General features: G+C 42.4%; 16 protein-coding genes. 6 read left to right on the top strand and 10 right to left on the bottom strand.

What is annotated here, in order from left to right:
• Positions 1-384 precede the first annotated feature (384 nt).
• Positions 385-1,053: a class I SAM-dependent methyltransferase gene (locus DYH63_RS19055; RefSeq protein ID WP_116790306.1), complete on the top strand. Its 669-nt coding sequence runs from the start codon at positions 385-387 to the stop codon at positions 1,051-1,053.
• A gap of 190 nt (positions 1,054-1,243) precedes the next feature.
• Here the strand turns inward: DYH63_RS19055 and DYH63_RS19050 are convergent, their stop codons facing one another.
• Complete coding sequence (locus tag DYH63_RS19050; protein ID WP_116790305.1) at positions 1,244-2,926, bottom strand: ABC transporter ATP-binding protein; 1,683 nt, start codon at positions 2,924-2,926, stop codon at positions 1,244-1,246.
• 276 nt (positions 2,927-3,202) lie between these two features.
• On the opposite strand from DYH63_RS19050, the gene DYH63_RS19045 reads away from it, so the two are divergent.
• The 3 genes from DYH63_RS19045 (at position 3,203) to DYH63_RS19035 (ending at position 5,918) form a co-directional block, all read left to right on the top strand.
• Positions 3,203-4,147: an L-threonine 3-dehydrogenase gene (locus DYH63_RS19045; RefSeq protein WP_116790304.1), complete on the top strand. Its 945-nt coding sequence runs from the start codon at positions 3,203-3,205 to the stop codon at positions 4,145-4,147.
• Between the two features lie 146 nt (positions 4,148-4,293).
• The gene (locus DYH63_RS19040; RefSeq protein WP_116790303.1) at positions 4,294-4,950 is read left to right on the top strand and encodes an NAD(P)H-binding protein; all 657 of its coding nucleotides are present in this window, start codon (positions 4,294-4,296) and stop codon (positions 4,948-4,950) included.
• Between the two features lie 314 nt (positions 4,951-5,264).
• Positions 5,265-5,918: an HD domain-containing protein gene (locus DYH63_RS19035; RefSeq protein WP_116790302.1), complete on the top strand. Its 654-nt coding sequence runs from the start codon at positions 5,265-5,267 to the stop codon at positions 5,916-5,918.
• Between the two features lie 14 nt (positions 5,919-5,932).
• Here the strand turns inward: DYH63_RS19035 and DYH63_RS19030 are convergent, their stop codons facing one another.
• The 4 genes from DYH63_RS19030 to atpD all read right to left on the bottom strand — a co-directional run bounded on the left by DYH63_RS19030 (position 5,933) and on the right by atpD (position 9,031).
• Positions 5,933-6,376, bottom strand: a complete 444-nt coding sequence (locus DYH63_RS19030) for a hypothetical protein (protein WP_116790301.1) — start codon at positions 6,374-6,376, stop codon at positions 5,933-5,935.
• A gap of 57 nt (positions 6,377-6,433) precedes the next feature.
• Positions 6,434-6,868: a response regulator gene (locus DYH63_RS19025; RefSeq protein ID WP_116790300.1), complete on the bottom strand. Its 435-nt coding sequence runs from the start codon at positions 6,866-6,868 to the stop codon at positions 6,434-6,436.
• Positions 6,869-7,146: 278 nt separating this feature from the next.
• Complete coding sequence (locus tag DYH63_RS19020) at positions 7,147-7,434, bottom strand: F0F1 ATP synthase subunit delta/epsilon (protein WP_116790299.1); 288 nt, start codon at positions 7,432-7,434, stop codon at positions 7,147-7,149.
• Between the two features lie 85 nt (positions 7,435-7,519).
• Positions 7,520-9,031, bottom strand: a complete 1,512-nt coding sequence (gene atpD, locus DYH63_RS19015) for a F0F1 ATP synthase subunit beta (protein ID WP_116790298.1) — start codon at positions 9,029-9,031, stop codon at positions 7,520-7,522.
• Between the two features lie 252 nt (positions 9,032-9,283).
• On the opposite strand from atpD, the gene DYH63_RS19010 reads away from it, so the two are divergent.
• A complete protein-coding gene (locus tag DYH63_RS19010) occupies positions 9,284-9,469 on the top strand; it encodes a hypothetical protein (RefSeq protein ID WP_116790297.1) in 186 nt (61 codons plus the stop codon).
• A gap of 56 nt (positions 9,470-9,525) precedes the next feature.
• The gene (locus DYH63_RS19005; protein ID WP_162927097.1) at positions 9,526-10,014 is read left to right on the top strand and encodes a hypothetical protein; all 489 of its coding nucleotides are present in this window, start codon (positions 9,526-9,528) and stop codon (positions 10,012-10,014) included.
• Positions 10,015-10,098: 84 nt separating this feature from the next.
• Here the strand turns inward: DYH63_RS19005 and DYH63_RS19000 are convergent, their stop codons facing one another.
• The 5 genes from DYH63_RS19000 to DYH63_RS18980 form a co-directional block, all read right to left on the bottom strand.
• On the bottom strand, positions 10,099-11,094 hold the full coding sequence (locus tag DYH63_RS19000; RefSeq protein WP_116790295.1) for an aldo/keto reductase: 996 nt from the start codon (positions 11,092-11,094) through the stop codon (positions 10,099-10,101).
• A 171-nt stretch (positions 11,095-11,265) separates the two neighbouring features.
• Positions 11,266-12,480 carry an MFS transporter gene (locus DYH63_RS18995; protein ID WP_116790294.1) on the bottom strand — a complete coding sequence of 405 codons (1,215 nt, stop codon included), beginning with the start codon at positions 12,478-12,480 and terminating at the stop codon, positions 11,266-11,268.
• Positions 12,481-12,594: 114 nt separating this feature from the next.
• On the bottom strand, positions 12,595-13,152 hold the full coding sequence (locus DYH63_RS18990) for a hypothetical protein (protein WP_116790293.1): 558 nt from the start codon (positions 13,150-13,152) through the stop codon (positions 12,595-12,597).
• A gap of 5 nt (positions 13,153-13,157) precedes the next feature.
• Positions 13,158-14,159 (bottom strand): alpha/beta fold hydrolase, encoded by a 1,002-nt coding sequence (locus DYH63_RS18985; protein WP_116790292.1) that lies wholly within the window; start codon positions 14,157-14,159, stop codon positions 13,158-13,160.
• 29 nt (positions 14,160-14,188) lie between these two features.
• Complete coding sequence (locus DYH63_RS18980; RefSeq protein ID WP_240409037.1) at positions 14,189-15,964, bottom strand: MutS-related protein; 1,776 nt, start codon at positions 15,962-15,964, stop codon at positions 14,189-14,191.
• Between the last annotated feature and the right edge of the window lie 143 nt (positions 15,965-16,107).

Genomic DNA, 16,107 nt, shown 5'->3' with positions numbered 1-16,107 from the left:
AACTTCTTTAGACAGGATATCCGTGTTGGCTATTAACACCATTTATTACTATAAAATATTCTAAACACTATACTCATTGAATGAAAAAATGAACTTTACCACAAAGTGCCCAAAGTTTTTCACTAAGATCACAAGGTCTTATAAATAAAAGCTTGTTACAAGCTTAAGAACACAAAGCTGTTCGGCAAAGCCTTGTGTCCTTTAAAGCGAAGCGTCCTTGTGATCTTAGTGTATTTTTCACTTTGTGCACACCGTGGTAAAATCCACTCTAATGTAGATATTCAATTTATATTGCAGTATTACCCATTTATAATTGGCATAACCTATTTTAATCAAAACGGATACAAACTATCCGCTAAAAAGACACAGTAACTGTAAAGCACAATGCAACAAATACCTTCTGAACAAGAGCTTAAAGAAATAGCCCGCCAGCTTAGCTGCCCACAGGGCGAAGCAGGCATTGCCATGGGCGAGAACATGAATCTGAACAACATAGGCATGACGCGTGCCTCTATAACGGCTTTACAACTTAAAGGCGGCGAAAGCGTTCTAGAGTTAGGTCATGGTAATTGCGGTCATCTTGAGACGTTGCTTTCAGCAGGAGATGGCATTACGTATCAGGGGCTTGAAATATCGGCGGAGATGCAGCAGGCGGCACAACAAAAAAACACTGCCGCTGTAGCAGAAGACATTGCCCATTTTGACCTATATGATGGCACCACGATATCCTTTGAAGATAATCGTTTCGACATGATCTTTACCGTAAACACAATTTACTTTTGGGAGGATGCCCCGGCATTGCTAACCGAAATAGCCCGCGTGCTAAAACCTAATGGTAAATGCATTATTACTTTTGCCGATAAAAGCTTTATGGAACAACTGCCTTTTACCCAATACGGCTTTAATCTTTTTGACAAAGGGCGTTTCTCTGCTTTAATTGAAGAAAGCCCGTTGCAGGTGGCAGATTTCATTGATAAAGACGAATGGGTAACCAGCAAATCTGGCCAGGAAGTAAATAGGCATTTTATTGTTGCATTGCTGAATAAAAAGTAAACTAAGGATAGTTTCAGTACGTTCTTCCATTTGCTTTGCCTGTCCGGGTAAGCCCTCGGGTTGAAAGCAGCGCAGCGGAATTAACAAAATCAATATGCGAGATGCTTCCTATCGCCTGCCTGCCGGCAGAGGCAGGTCAGCATGACAAACTCCCCCATAAAAGATTAGGAAGACATAACCGCAACACCCTTTAAGATGGAATTGCGGCAATAAGCTTTTTAGTATATTCCTGTTGCGGGTGGGCATAAAGGGCATCGGCTTCGTTCATTTCTTCAATACGGCCTTTGTTCATAACCAGTACCTGGTCGCTCATGTACTTTACTACAGCAAGGTCGTGCGAAATAAAAATGTAAGTAAACCCAAAGTTCTCTTTAAGCTCGTTAAGTAAATTCAGCACCTGTGCCTGTACCGATATATCGAGTGCCGAAACACTCTCATCACACACTATAAGCTTGGGTTGTAATGCTATGGTACGCGCTATGCCAATACGCTGGCGCTGGCCTCCGCTAAACTCATGTGGGTAGCGGTTGTAATGCTCTTCGCCCAGCCCTACACGGTGTAGTATTTCTACCACCTTTTCGCGGCGTTCTGCATCACTGCCATACAGCTTGTGCACCTTCATGGGTTCGATTATAGATTGCCCCACCGTTAAACGTGGGTTAAGCGACGAATACGGATCCTGAAAGATAATTTGTATCTCTTTGCGCAGGGCGCGAATGTCTTTATCAGAAAGCTTTGTAAGGTCTTTGCCTCTGTACAGTATCTTGCCTGCTGTGGCTTTATCCAGCTGTAAAATTGCATTACCCAGCGTACTCTTGCCACACCCCGATTCACCTACAAGGCCCAGGGTTTCGCCTTCGTATATCTTAAAACTAACATCATTCACCGCCTTAAAAACCGCAGGCTTACCAAACAATCCGGCGTTAGAAACATACTCTTTTTCTACGTTTATAACCTCAAGCAATGGCGGCTGGCTATAGAGTATAGCCTGTTCTGTAGCACGCTGCTGCGGGGTAATCTCGGTAGTATTTACAGTGTTATTAAGATAATCCTGAATGGTGGGCAAGCGGCGCAGGCGCACATCTAATGACGGTCGCGAACTAATAAGCGCCTTGGTGTACGTATCCTGCGGGTTGGCAAAAATATCCTGCACATAGCCCTGCTCTACAATGTCGCCACGGTACATAACAATTACACGGTTGGCAATTTCAGATACCAGCGAAAGGTCGTGCGAAATAAAAATGATGCTCATGCCCGTTTCCTGTTGCAGGTCTTTTAGGAGCAGTACAATTTCTTTTTGCACGGTAACATCAAGCGCTGTGGTAGGCTCATCTGCAATAAGTATTTTTGGCTTGCAGGCAATAGCCATGGCTATCATTACGCGCTGCTTTTGCCCACCCGAAATCTCATGTGGGTAACGGTTGTAAATAGCATCAGGGTTAGGCAGTTTTACTTTTTCAAACAACTCCAGCACCTTGCTTTTTATTTCTTTATCGGTAAGCTTTGTATGTTCTTTTAAAATCTCAGCCACCTGGTAGCCGCACTTAAGCGATGGGTTAAGCGAGCTCATAGGTTCCTGAAAAATCATACTGATTTCTCCGCCCCTAAGCTTGCGCAATTCTTTTTGGGTTAGCGCAGAAACATCTCTACCATCAAATACTATACTGCCATTGGTAATCTGCAGTATACCTTTTGGCAACAATCCCATTACCGCTAACGATGTTACCGACTTACCCGAGCCCGATTCGCCTACTATGCCCAGCACCTCATTACGGTTAAGCGTAAACGAACTGTTTTTTACAATAGGCAGCCACTGGCCGTCTTTTCGTGCCGATATGGTAAGGTCTTTTATGTGCAGTAATGGCGTGTTCATAGCGGTAAAGTTAAGGAAAAGTTTTATTTAGAGTTTCAAAGTAGCAAAGTCTTAAAGTAACAAAGTTGTTTACTCCAACCTTTAACTCTTTATGCTGAATTGATTCTGAAACTTTGTCACTTTGCTACTTTGAAACTCTGAGACTTTGCCACTATCCTCTCTATATCTCGAAATTCAATCACAATCTTGCAAAAAAATGTTATAATAGTGTGAGTAAAAAATAAAATTCGTAATTTTATTACATTATCTTTGCACAACTAAACACGACTAAGCTACATGGCCAAAATTTTAATAATTGGCGCCTGCGGGCAAATAGGTACTGAGCTAACTAAAAAGCTGCGTGCCGAGTTTGGCACGGATGAAGTTATAGCATCAGACGTTCGTAAAGGAGATCCTGCTTTTGTGGCATCGGGGCCTTTTGAAGTAGTAAACGCGCTTGATTATAACCAGGTAGAACAGATTATTGAAAAACACGGTGTTACCGATGTTTACCTTATGGCTGCCCTGCTTAGCGCTACTGCCGAGAAAAACCCTGCCTTTGCATGGGACCTTAACATGAATTCTCTTTTCCATGTACTTAATATTGCCAAGGCCGGCAAGATCAAAAAGATATTCTGGCCCAGCAGCATTGCCGTTTTTGGACCTACTACACCTAAAAAAAACACACCGCAATATACTGTAATGGAGCCAAGCACCGTTTATGGTATAAGCAAGCAAAGCGGAGAGCGCTGGTGCGAATACTACCATAACATTTATGGTGTAGATGTGCGCAGCATTCGCTATCCCGGCCTTATAAGCTGGAGCACGCCTCCCGGTGGCGGTACTACAGATTATGCTGTAGATATTTACCACAAAGCATTAGAAAACGGCGAATATACCTGCTTTTTGAGCGAAGAAACACGCCTGCCCATGATGTATATGGACGATGCCATTCGTGCAACGGTAGACATAATGAAGGCTCCGACCGAAAACATAAAAATACGTTCGAGCTATAACCTTAGCGCTATGGACTTTACTCCTGCCGAGATAGCTAATGCCATTAAAGCAGAGTTGCCGGAATTTACCATAGGCTACGAGCCAGATTTCCGACAGAAGATAGCCGACAGCTGGCCGCAAAGCATTGATGATAGCAGTGCCCGTACCGACTGGGGCTGGAAACACGATTTTGACCTGCAAAGCATGACTAAAGATATGCTGGCACACCTCTCTAAGAAAGCGTAACTAAGCTTTATATAAACAACACACAACTCTAAAAAGCCCGCAGTTTAACTACCTGCGGGCTTTTTTACCGCAGGGCTTTCTTAAAAGCAGGATAAATACCATTGCCTTTTACAGTATTGTGCGTAACTTTCTTTAAAATTTATGCCATGTCAAAAACTGCTATTATTCTGGGAGCTACGGGCAGTACCGGAACCGAGCTATTAAAATTGCTGCTGGCTGATGACCGTTACGAAAAAGTAAAGCTGTTTTCTCGTAACAGTGTCAATGTTAGTCATCCTAAAGTTAAAGAGTATCTTATAGACCTTTTTAAACTGGAAGATTATGCCGCGGATTTTACTGCTGATGTAGTTTTTTGCTGCATTGGTACGACCAAAGCCAAAACTCCCGATGAAAATACCTACCACAAGATAGACTACGGCATACCTGTTGCTGCGGCTCGGCTTGCAATGGTAAATAACATACCGTCATTTATTGTGATATCAGCCGTTGGGGTAAGTAAAGACAGTCGCTTTTTTTATAACCGTACCAAAGCCGAAATGCAGGAGGCGGTGCTTGCGCAACATATTGATAACACCTACATACTGCAGCCTTCGCTGATACTTGCATCGCGTGCTGATAATCGGCTGGGCGAAAAAATAGGCGCTGCTGTAATGACATTGCTTAATCCGTTACTGTGGGGCAACCTGGCTAAGTACCGTAGCATTAAAGCGAGTACTATTGCTAAAGCTATGGTTTGGCTGGATAACAATAGCTATGACAAGCAGATTATTACATCTGATAAAATCGTTCAATTAGGAGCATAAAGGCTTAAATCTCCCTATCTAAAGGCTATGTTATTTCTATATTTTATAACCACATAGGAACATAGTTTTTTACCCGCAAGAGGGGATATAGAAATTAAATTTTACACATAGCGCTATGTAAAGCATAGCTTTTACTATGCAAACTTTGGGAGGTTTTGAGGAACTAACGGCTATGAAATCTATGTGGTTATAAAATACAGAAAAACATGCATTTACACGATAATAAAAGAAGCGGGGGTAACTCCACATTTAATCCTGTACCTTTCAAACTTTGAGACTTTACATTACCTTTGCCACCTCAATAAAACTACACTATGAGCCACGCTGTCCTAATACACCATACCATAAACTTTGTAAAACAACAGCTTGAGGGCGCCGAGGGTGGTCACGACTGGTTTCATATACAACGGGTGTATAACAATGCGCTAAACATTGCTAAAGGCGAGAACTGCAACCTGCTTGTAGTACAGCTGGGCGCTTTATTGCACGATGTGGCCGATAGCAAATTTCATAATGGCGATGAAACCGTAGGGCCGCGTGTGGCTACCCAGTTTTTGCAAAGCCATGATGTGGATACCGAAACCATAGCCCATGTGGTGGCTATAATAGAGAACATATCGTTTAAAGGAGGAAATTTCGAAAAGAAATTCAGCAGTATTGAACTGGATATTGTTCAGGATGCCGACCGTTTAGATGCACTTGGCGCAATAGGCCTCGCACGCACCTTTAACTATGGCGGGTTTAAAAACAGGCCGTTATACGACCCTGCTATTCCGCCTGCTTTAGGCATGGATAAGGAGCAGTACAAAGCCAGCGTATCGCCCACGATAAACCATTTCTACGAAAAGCTGTTACTGCTTAAAGACCGCATGAATACCGAAACGGGACGCACTATTGCCGAAGGGCGCCATAAGTATATGGAGGCCTTTCTTGCACAGTTCTATGCTGAATGGGAAGGGGAGCTGTAGTTGATTTAATAAAATCATTCCCGTTTCCTAAAAATTCCTAATGCAACATTTATTAAGAACACCACCTGTATCAGCACAAAGACAAAACCAAATGATAGCGTCAGCATAGCAAGTCTATCGGTGGTATCGTCATAACCCGGGAATGTGCTTTTTGTAGCCGAAGCTTTTATCAGGGCGTTTAATATCAGGTATAAAAAGCAACCACCAACCATTATAGAGGTATGTATACGCGTTAGCCTTACTGAAGGTCGGCGTTTTAACCATTGAAATAAGAGATAAGGCAGCCCGGACAAAAAGTAGCACAACGCGCTCATAGTAACAATATCCCTTATAGCTATTACAATATAAGTGTCGTGAATATTAAAATCCAGCATAGCTTCAGGACCGTAAAAAGCAAACCCAATTATGAGCAGGATAAGGGCTGTTGCCCAAAAATTAAGGTAGGTGTGTTTTTGCATTACAGGTTTGATTAGTATCTGCAAGATAATAATTATTGTAATGTAAAGACCGGCAGGTTAATCGTGAAGCCTGATGATGTATTGTGATGGCTCTGATGAGTAAACGAGCTTATTTATAGCTACATCCATTATCTTTTCCAGATCAGACAATTGTGATGGTTTTACAGCATAGCCCAAAGCGCCAAGCTTACTGGCTTTTTGCATATCATTTTTTTCTGAACTTGTAGAAAACATAATAACCGGAATTTCCTTTAAGCGTTCGTTCTTTTTGATGGCCTTAAGTACATGAAAGCCATCTTTTCCGGGCATATTAATGTCCAGGAAAACAAGATCGGGCAGTATGATAAAGTCGTGGCTTAGGTAATCAAGCGCCTCATCTGCACCGGAAAAGTCATTATAAATAATACGGGGGTATAAATGAAACAGCGTGTCTTTAAAGATCATCCTGTCTTCTTCGTCATTGTCAATAAAAATGATGTTCTTGTAGGCCATAAAAAGTGGAGCGTATTTCGCAAAAATAGTCGTTTTTTAACTATTTAATCGAACAACGGTTATGAAAATTCATGAAATACTTTATTTCACTGTGTTTAAGACAATTATATTTAAAATAGTTTTTAAACATCTTAGAATTGATACTACTATAAGGTTTTCTTAAAATTATTTATCCTATCTCTATTATACGAAATATTCCACATAATGGTTTGCAACGCTTGTAAAACAAAAAGCCCCTCTTATTGCTAAGAAGGGCTTTTTAGTAAGTATAGATGAATTTAATCAACCAAAATAATGATTTTGTTGTCGTTAAGTTCCAGTGTGCCGCTTTCTATCGGCAGCAGGAACTTTTGGTCTTTATCGCTTTTTATAAAACGTTCTGAAAAAGCAGTACTCGTTTTATAATCTGCCACACCAATTTTGATGCTGCCTTTAGCCAGTATCGAAACGATATTAGCGTGGTGGTCCAGCATCTGGAATTCGCCATCTGTACCCGGAACAGTTACCGATGTAACGCTGCCCTTAAACAAATGTCCTTCCGGTGATACTATTTCTAATGATAACATGCTTCTTTTTGTTTTTAGTTTGTTGTTCAGGGTTTATCGTTCAGGCCGTAACCACAAACTTAAAACCATAAACCATAAACTTTTATTACGCTTTAGCTAACATTTCGCGACCTGCCTCAATTACATCCTGTATGGTACCTTTAAGGTTAAAGGCAGCTTCAGGAAGGTGGTCAAGTTCGCCATCAATAATCATGTTAAAGCCTTTGATGGTATCTTTAATATCTACAAGAACGCCCGGTATACCTGTAAACTGCTCAGCAACGTGGAACGGCTGAGAAAGGAAACGCTGTACCCTACGTGCACGGCTTACCGATAGCTTATCTTCTTCGCTAAGCTCTTCCATACCAAGGATAGCGATGATATCTTGTAGTTGTTTGTATTTCTGCAGAATTTCTTTTACCCTTTGAGCCGTGTTGTAGTGCTCATCACCAAGAATTTGTGGTGTAAGAATCCTTGAAGTAGAGTCAAGAGGGTCTACCGCAGGGTAGATACCAAGCTCAGCAATTTTACGGCTAAGTACCGTAGTAGCATCAAGGTGGGCAAAAGTTGTAGCAGGTGCAGGGTCAGTTAAGTCATCCGCAGGAACGTAAACCGCCTGTACTGATGTAATTGAACCTTTCTTAGTAGAAGTAATACGCTCCTGCATAGCACCCATCTCAGTTGCAAGCGTAGGCTGGTAACCTACCGCAGATGGCATACGTCCTAGTAGTGCCGATACCTCTGAACCCGCTTGTGTAAAACGGAAGATGTTGTCTACGAAGAAAAGTACGTCTTTACCTTGAGCCTCACCGGCTCCATCACGGAAGTACTCAGCAATGGTAAGTCCTGAAAGGGCAACACGTGCACGTGCTCCTGGTGGCTCGTTCATCTGGCCAAATACGAAAGTAGCTTTAGACTGGCGCATGCCTTCTTTATCTACTTTAGTAAGATCCCATCCGCCGTTTTCCATAGAGTGCATAAAGTCTTCGCCATATTTGATAATGCCCGATTCAAGCATCTCACGAAGTAAGTCGTTACCTTCACGGGTACGCTCACCTACACCGGCGAATACAGAAAGACCACCGTGGCCTTTTGCGATATTGTTAATTAGCTCCTGGATAAGTACTGTTTTACCAACACCGGCACCACCAAAAAGACCAATTTTACCACCTTTTGCATAAGGCTCGATAAGGTCGATTACTTTGATACCTGTAAAAAGTACTTCAGAAGATGTAGAAAGCTCTTCAAACTTAGGCGCCTGGCGGTGGATAGGCAATCCGTTAGCACCTGCTTTAGGCAGGTCACCAAGGCCGTCGATAGCGTCGCCAATAACATTAAACAAACGTCCGTAGATGTCTCCACCTATAGGCATCTGGATAGGAGCACCTGTACCGATAACCTCTTGTCCGCGGCTAAGGCCGTCAGTTGAGTCCATCGAAATGGTACGTACGGTGTTTTCACCCACGTGAGACTGTACTTCAAGTACCAGTTTTGTACCATCTTTTTTAGTGATCTCTAACGAATCATAAATCCTTGGAAGCACGGCATCCTGTGCATTAAACACCACGTCAACCACCGGTCCGATAATCTGTGCAACTTTTCCTATTACTGTAGACATTGCTTATGTATTTATTAAACAGCTATTTATAGATTGCGAGAAAACTCATTTTTCTCGGGTGCAAAGATAGTTTTTTATTACTGAAATATGCAACACCAAATTTGCGATTTTTTCAATAAAAATAAGGTTTTTAGCAAATTTGCAGTAGTTATGGATTGAAGCGGGGTACGGTTTTGCGGAAAAGTGCGTACTTGTCATTTTAGTGTTAGCTACAGTCAGACCATTTAAAATCCTGACTACCTTTGCCGCGTTATGCAAAACAAGATAGGGCTTATCATCATCATTGTTTTTTTCCTTACGCTGCTTATTTCTATAAAGCGCAGCCGTAAAGGCCTGTGGGCAAAAGACACCTCGCAAAACAGCCGTATGTTTACCTTAAGGGCGGTATTGTTTATAGCGGTAATATTGTTGTATTTGTTCTTTTCGCTGGTGCGGTAGTTGTTGTACAAAGAAACCGGGAAGTTTTTTATCTTTATTGCACCAAAACTAACCTGATGAAATTTATTCCCTTAAATAGCGCAACTGCTTTACGACTAAACCTCATTATCGTGGGTTTTGTTTTGTTTAGTTGTACAAATCATAAAGAGAATGATATTCACTATTATTTTCCATCAAGGATGGATAAAATCAGTACAGAGCAAAAAAAGCAACTAATAGGTATTACCTATAAAATTACCAAATTCAACAATAACGGGACAGAAGAATGCCCATCTGATAGTGTAGTAACATTTCATGATGATGGCTCAATTCATGATACATCAGGAAAGATAGGGCGTTGGAAAGAAGACCGGATACTTTATCTTAAGCATTTTGAAAAGAAATTCTTTTTTAACTGGATAAGCAAAGGCTGTAATAAAATACAATTATTTACACGATATACCGAGGGTAACAATAAACAAATAAAGAGGATACAGATTTATTACAGAAACATAAGAGAGGTTGATGAGAACCATTCCGATAATTTAGATACATTGTCGCTTTAAGCCTAATAATACTCAACTAAAACCAAAACCCCCACAGCACATTGCCGCAGGGGTTTACTATATAACCTAAAATAATCAACAAAATTACTTTACCAGTTCCAGGCCGTTAAGCAGGGTATTGATAAAGCCAATTTCTTCTTTGTTTAGTTTTACATTCACGGCTTTTGCATTTGCCACACTTTGTTCTGCATTGCGGGCACCGGCAAGCGCTATGGTTATGCCCGGTTGCTCTATTGTCCACCTCAGCACCAGTTGTGCCAGCGTAGCATTCTTTTCAGCAGCCATAGGGCGTAGCTTGTCTAAAACCTCATTTACAAGCTTTAGGTTTTCATCTTTATAGAAGTAGATGTTAGCACGATGGTCTCCCCGTTCAAAAGTGTGTCCCGGCTTCATCTTACCGCTAAGCAGGCCACGTTCCAGCGGGCTATAAGCCAGTATGCCTTTTACGTTCTCTATGGTGTAGGGTACCAGTTCTTTTTCAATATCGCGCTTTACCATACTGTAAGGCACCTGGTCGCTTACTATGTTTACATATTTACTGGCTTCGGCTACCTGTGCAGCATTGTAATTACATACACCCGCATAGCGCACTTTGCCCTGCTGTATTAGTTCATTTACCGTCTCAAAAGTCTCCTGAATAGGCGTTGTACTATCCGGCCAGTGAATTTGATACAGGTCAATATAATCGGTCTTTAACCTGCGCAGGCTGTCCTCACACTCTTTAATAATGCTTTCGCGACCCGCATATTTATAGATGTCGATATCCTGCCCCTGGTTGTTTTTGCTCTTCATGGCAAAGTCACCCTTAGCCAGATCCCAACGCATCCCGAATTTTGTTACCAGCTGCACCTTATCGCGGCTCAGCGGTGCAATGGCTTCGGCAACAATATCTTCGCTGTCGCCCTGCCCGTAAATGGGTGCGGTATCTATACTCGTCACACCCTCGTCATACGACTTGCGAATGGCATCTACGGCCTCGCTGCGCTCGGTTCCGCCCCACATCCATCCTCCGGCTGCCCATGCCCCAAAGGTTATTACGGATAATTCTAAATCGCTGTTTCCTATTTTTCTGCATTCCATATTCTTTGTTGTTAATTATTAGCCTCACCCCAGCCCTCTCCAAAGGAGAGGGAGCAGCTACACTCCGATGTTTCAACTCCTGATTAACGATAACTTTTACCGTGTTATTCTTCAAACTGTACCCGTCTGCTGGCTCCCCTCTTCTTCGGAGAGGGGTTGGGGTGAGGTTACCTATTCCTTAATTTTATTCACTAAAAAGGCTATTCCTACACCAAATACCCCTATTATGGCAAACGACATTTTAAGCCCTACGGCATGTGCAATGTATCCTATAATAGGTGGCCCCAGTAAAAAGCCCAGAAAACTAATGCTCGATACTGCCGTAAGCGCCTGGCTGGGCTCTATGCCCGGTGTTTTACCCGCAAGACTGTAAACGCCCGGTACAACAGTACTTACCCCAAGCCCCACAAGCATAAAGCCAAGTGCAGCCGGAATTACATACGGAAAGAACACCGCAATATACATGCCGCCCGATATCATAAAGCCGCTTATAGCTAGTACGCGCTTACGCCCAAAGCGTGCCGTAATTTTATCGCCTATAAAACGGCCGGAAGCCATCATGATCATAAATGAGGTATATCCCAGTATTACTAACGATTCCGGTGCTTTTACCACCTCTTTAAAATATACGCCGCTCCAGTCAAACATAATGCCCTCGCTTACCATGCTGCAAAAGCCAATAACACCCAGCCATGCCAGGGCGGGGTTTATCTTGGGTATCAGGCTGCGTTTTTTCTCAGCCTCAACCTTGGCAGGTTTTGCGGGGCGGGTTTTTACCAGATGGCGATAATTAGCGAAAATATTTATGTACAACAGTATTGCCACTATCGCAAAATGGTACAGCGGCTTAAGGCCAAAGTTCATCATCAGCAGGCCGATGAGTGCACCCGTAAAACCGGCAAGGCTCCATGCCCCGTGAAACGACGACATAATGGGCCTGCGGAAAATACTCTCTGTAAGAATACCTTGTGTATTAACCGATATGTTAGTAAAGTTACTAAAGATGCCAAAGAAGAACAGCGATAGCATAAGCTGCCACACCTCGGTAGCCAGCCCCAACGTAGCCATAGATAATATGTAAAAGATAATGCCAAAAACCACCGTCTTACTACTACCATAGCGTATAACGATCTTACCCGAAAAAGGCATCATGAGCAACTGCCCCAGCGGAATAGCAAAGAGCACCGTACCAAGGTCGGCCTCAGTAAGGTTTAATGTTTCTTTAATATCGGGTATGCGGCTTGCCCAGGTGGCAAAAGTAAGCCCCATAGAAAAATAGAACAACGACACAGCCAGGCGCATCCTGTTAAGGTAACTTTGCTTTGCCTCTTTGTACGCTTTTAAAGGCTTGCGTACCTTTCGCGATAAGTTTATTTCGGTATCCATAGTACAAAGTTACACAGTTATTGTTAATGAGACACATTCCATTTCGACCGCAGCGAAGCGAAGTAGAGAAATCTCCTATGATCAACGAGTTTAATCGAAATTGTCTGAAATGTGCTACCTTATCCCAATATATTTATGCCTCCATATCGCGATTACATTAGTATTCGCATGATCTTCCTCCGGATTATTTTCGTAAAGCCTGTTTGCGAAATCATATGCCTTATTAAAATCGTCTATCAATCCAAAGGAATTTAAATCTACAGGTAAGAATGTTTCATCAAAGCCACCGCAATTAGTAAGGGCACTAATTTCAAAATAAAGATCTAAAAGGTCATACCCTAAAAAGTCATAATCTTCAAGTGCAATTTGGTTACAGTCCTGAGTCGGTTCAAGCAATACTGCTAAAAAATTGAATTTTTGATTTGCATTTATTTTCGATAATACATAATCAGACGTTTTATATAATCCCGATAATGAAGATTCGTACCAATACATTTGTTCCCAATAATCCTCATTGTCTCTATCAGCCTGAAGTAAGTCCTCATTCAAAACACAATCTAAGCCGGCCACCTCATTTAAGTGAGATAATTTGCTCCAAATAATATAGTCATCCCAGCCATCAACTTCCGGATTATAAACACCTCGCGCTGCATAAAGAAATTGGTTTTCCATATTACTTACCCCTTTAAAAACTCTTTAAGCGGTTTTATAAACAACTTATATTCTTCTATGTGTGGCAAGTGGCCCACTCCATCTATCTCTACCAGTTTAGCATTCGGTATTTTCTTTGCTGTTTGGCGTCCTAGCACTGGGTAGTTGCCCAGTTTAGACTGAACTTCCGCCGGAGCTTTGGCCTTGCCAAGGGCGGTGCGGTCAAGCTGCCCGATGATAAGCAGTACCGGCATTTTCAGGTTCTGGAACTCGTAGCACACCGGCTGTGTAAAGACCATATCATAAGTAAGCGCCGCATTTTTAGCAATGTTAAGGTAAATGTCTTTATTCATTGTCCACCCCGCGGGAATGTTGAGCCATTTGTTATATTCATACATCCATGTGTTGTGGTAGTATGAAACTATTTGGTAGTTTTTAAGCGACTCATAGTCCTGCCTCAGTTCGCCCGCATACCAGTTGTCTACACTTTGATAAGGTACCCAAAGCTTCCAGTCTTCCAGTCCTATGGGGTTTTCCAGCACCAGTTTTTCTACCATATTGGGGTACATCAGCGAAAAGCGGGTAGCTACCATACCCCCCATGCTATGCCCCAAAACCGTTAGTTTAGTAATTTTCAGGTCATCTAAAATAGCCTTGGTATTTTGTGCCAATAGCTGGAATGTATACTGAATATTAGTAGGCTTGCTTGATTTGCCGAAGCCTATCTGGTCGGGTATAATTACACGGTAACCCTCTTTGCTCAGGTCGGTAGCCGTTTGCTCCCAGTAGGCACCACAAAAGTTTTTGCCGTGCAGCAGCATTATGGTTTTGCCATTAGGTTTTTCCGGTTGCACATCCATATAGGCCATGGTTAACTTTTGGCCTTGTATGTCAAATTCTTTAGTGCTTACCGGAAACGGATATTTATAATTCTCCAGCATTAAACCCAGCGAAATGGGCTCATCGTTTTGTGCCTGTGCAAAAGATACTGTGATGAAGGCAAAAAGTATATACGTGAGTTTTTTCATAGTTGTGTGTTTTGGTAATTGTATTATTGCTATGAGATGATCTCCATTTTCTTCATTAAAAAGGTAGCGCTCTTATTCTGGCAAATGCCATCGCGCAGGGTATAGTCAAACACCAGTTCGTTATTAGTTATCTGCACTTCAAAGCACTGGTTTTTCAGGTAATCAGGATAGTCGTTACTGGTGTCGCATACCTCGATATCGTGTGTAGCAATAACCCCGGTGCCGTTTTGGGCAATGATTTTTTTGATAACGCCTATGGTACCCGACTGTTTATCGTCTGAATTTGTACCCTTTAAAATTTCATCCAGCAACACGAAAGACTTTTGGCCCTGCAATGCCACGATAATCTGCTTAAGGCGTTTTACCTCAGCAAAAAAGTACGACTCGCTATCGGCCAGTGAATCGCTTTGGCGCATTGATACCAGTACCGGTAGCGGATGTATTGTAGCCTGCTTTGCACAAACGGGAGCACCTGTACCTGCCAGCACCATATTGATGCCCAGCGTACGCAGAAACGTACTCTTGCCGGACATATTACTGCCCGTAAGGATGCGGAAGGGTTGCTGTGTAAACGAAATATCGTTACATACCCGCACCGTTTCAGGAATAAGCGGATGGCCTAAATCTTTAAATGTAATTTGCCCATTATTGTTTATATGCGGAAATACAAAACCGGGATTGTTTGCTGCGTAATTAGCCAGGCTGTTAAGGGCTTCAAACTGCCCTATAACGTTTAGCCACTGGGTAATTTGCTGTGCATGTTTTGCTTTCCAGGCATACAGGTTGTGCAGCCTGTGCAAATGGTACATGCACACGCCGTTTACCAGCATCGCGCCAAGCGGATTGCTTGTGTTGTTAAGGTCTGAAAACAATGCCGAGAGCTGACGAATTTGTCCGCTTGCGGTTTCCGTGCCGGAGGTAACCTGTGTTTGTAACGAGAGGTTTTTTTCTGATGTAAAATTTTCCTGCTCTATACTCTGCAGTATGTCGCCATAGTTTTTTAATATCACGTCGATCTCATCGGAGAAATCAGTTATAGCCTTTACCTTTTTAATGTGCGAAAAGAAATATCCGGCATTAAACAAAAACAACCAGGTAATGGCGCTATGGTAACTGCCCGTAACGATGCTCCATAACACGGCAGCCATAAACAATGCAGGGCCTGCAAAAGAAAGCACCCTGGCATACCCTGGCAGTTGCTCTGCCGGAGATGACGCCCATTCTATAAGCTGGGTATATTTTTTCCCGGTATCGTTCTTACTCCGTGCCAGTGCAGCTATATGCTGCCTCCATGCAGTTTTATCTTTCAGTTCGGCAACAGCATTTTGGTTGTGCAGAATATCTTCATTAGGCAATATGCCTTTTAGCAGGTTAGCAAAACTGTGTTTCCCTATAAAAGTGTACGTACGGTTAAGGTTATGAAACAACGACCGCTGCCCGAAAATATCAAGGTCATAGGTATAGGGGTGTTGGGGATCTACAAACTCCTGCCCTTCTGCAAACGAAATTTTAGTTCGGTTAAGATAAGCAATTTCGTCTTTATTAATCTGTATGAGCTGGCGTAGCAGGTTGCGCTGCCGTTGTACCCGCTGGTGCTTTTTATAAGCTACCATGAACCCAAGCCATGCCAGTGCACAAACCACCCAAAAGGCATTGTTTTTTTGAGCCACGGCAAAATAAGCCATAACCAGCATAACGGCCACAAGCCCCAGCCGCACTGTGCCTATCAGGTTATACTGTTTTTGCAGCTTGTCGTGTTCCTGCTCGTGGTTTTGTAATAAATTCTGGTAGTCTGTACTTTTCAAAATAAGGTTTGTTTATGCTGCTAAATTATGCATTAAGGGTATTATATATGGTTTGGAATATGAGTAGTGTGAAACATGTAATAGATTTCCCACAAGGTTCACAAAGATTTTCACAAAGTTCACGATGGAAAAAACCGCCTTGG

This window comes from Flavobacterium psychrotrophum, from assembly GCF_003403075.1.
GTDB lineage: Bacteria > Bacteroidota > Bacteroidia > Flavobacteriales > Flavobacteriaceae > Flavobacterium > Flavobacterium psychrotrophum.
This window is presented reverse-complemented; position numbering and strand designations above follow the sequence as displayed.

Excerpts from the sequence above, each read along its gene's own strand:
- DYH63_RS19035 (WP_116790302.1), top strand. The coding sequence starts at position 5,265 with ATGAGCCACGCTGTCCTAATACACCATACCATAAACTTTGTAAAACAA.
- DYH63_RS19000 (WP_116790295.1), bottom strand. The coding sequence starts at position 11,094 with ATGGAATGCAGAAAAATAGGAAACAGCGATTTAGAATTATCCGTAATA.
- DYH63_RS18990 (WP_116790293.1), bottom strand. The coding sequence starts at position 13,152 with ATGGAAAACCAATTTCTTTATGCAGCGCGAGGTGTTTATAATCCGGAA.
- DYH63_RS19005 (WP_162927097.1), top strand. The coding sequence starts at position 9,526 with ATGAAATTTATTCCCTTAAATAGCGCAACTGCTTTACGACTAAACCTC.
- DYH63_RS19045 (WP_116790304.1), top strand. The coding sequence starts at position 3,203 with ATGGCCAAAATTTTAATAATTGGCGCCTGCGGGCAAATAGGTACTGAG.
- atpD (WP_116790298.1), bottom strand. The coding sequence starts at position 9,031 with ATGTCTACAGTAATAGGAAAAGTTGCACAGATTATCGGACCGGTGGTT.
- DYH63_RS19020 (WP_116790299.1), bottom strand. The coding sequence starts at position 7,434 with ATGTTATCATTAGAAATAGTATCACCGGAAGGACATTTGTTTAAGGGC.
- DYH63_RS19055 (WP_116790306.1), top strand. The coding sequence starts at position 385 with ATGCAACAAATACCTTCTGAACAAGAGCTTAAAGAAATAGCCCGCCAG.
- DYH63_RS19010 (WP_116790297.1), top strand. The coding sequence starts at position 9,284 with ATGCAAAACAAGATAGGGCTTATCATCATCATTGTTTTTTTCCTTACG.
- DYH63_RS18995 (WP_116790294.1), bottom strand. The coding sequence starts at position 12,480 with ATGGATACCGAAATAAACTTATCGCGAAAGGTACGCAAGCCTTTAAAA.
- DYH63_RS19025 (WP_116790300.1), bottom strand. The coding sequence starts at position 6,868 with ATGGCCTACAAGAACATCATTTTTATTGACAATGACGAAGAAGACAGG.
- DYH63_RS18985 (WP_116790292.1), bottom strand. The coding sequence starts at position 14,159 with ATGAAAAAACTCACGTATATACTTTTTGCCTTCATCACAGTATCTTTT.
- DYH63_RS19030 (WP_116790301.1), bottom strand. The coding sequence starts at position 6,376 with ATGCAAAAACACACCTACCTTAATTTTTGGGCAACAGCCCTTATCCTG.
- DYH63_RS19050 (WP_116790305.1), bottom strand. The coding sequence starts at position 2,926 with ATGAACACGCCATTACTGCACATAAAAGACCTTACCATATCGGCACGA.
- DYH63_RS19040 (WP_116790303.1), top strand. The coding sequence starts at position 4,294 with ATGTCAAAAACTGCTATTATTCTGGGAGCTACGGGCAGTACCGGAACC.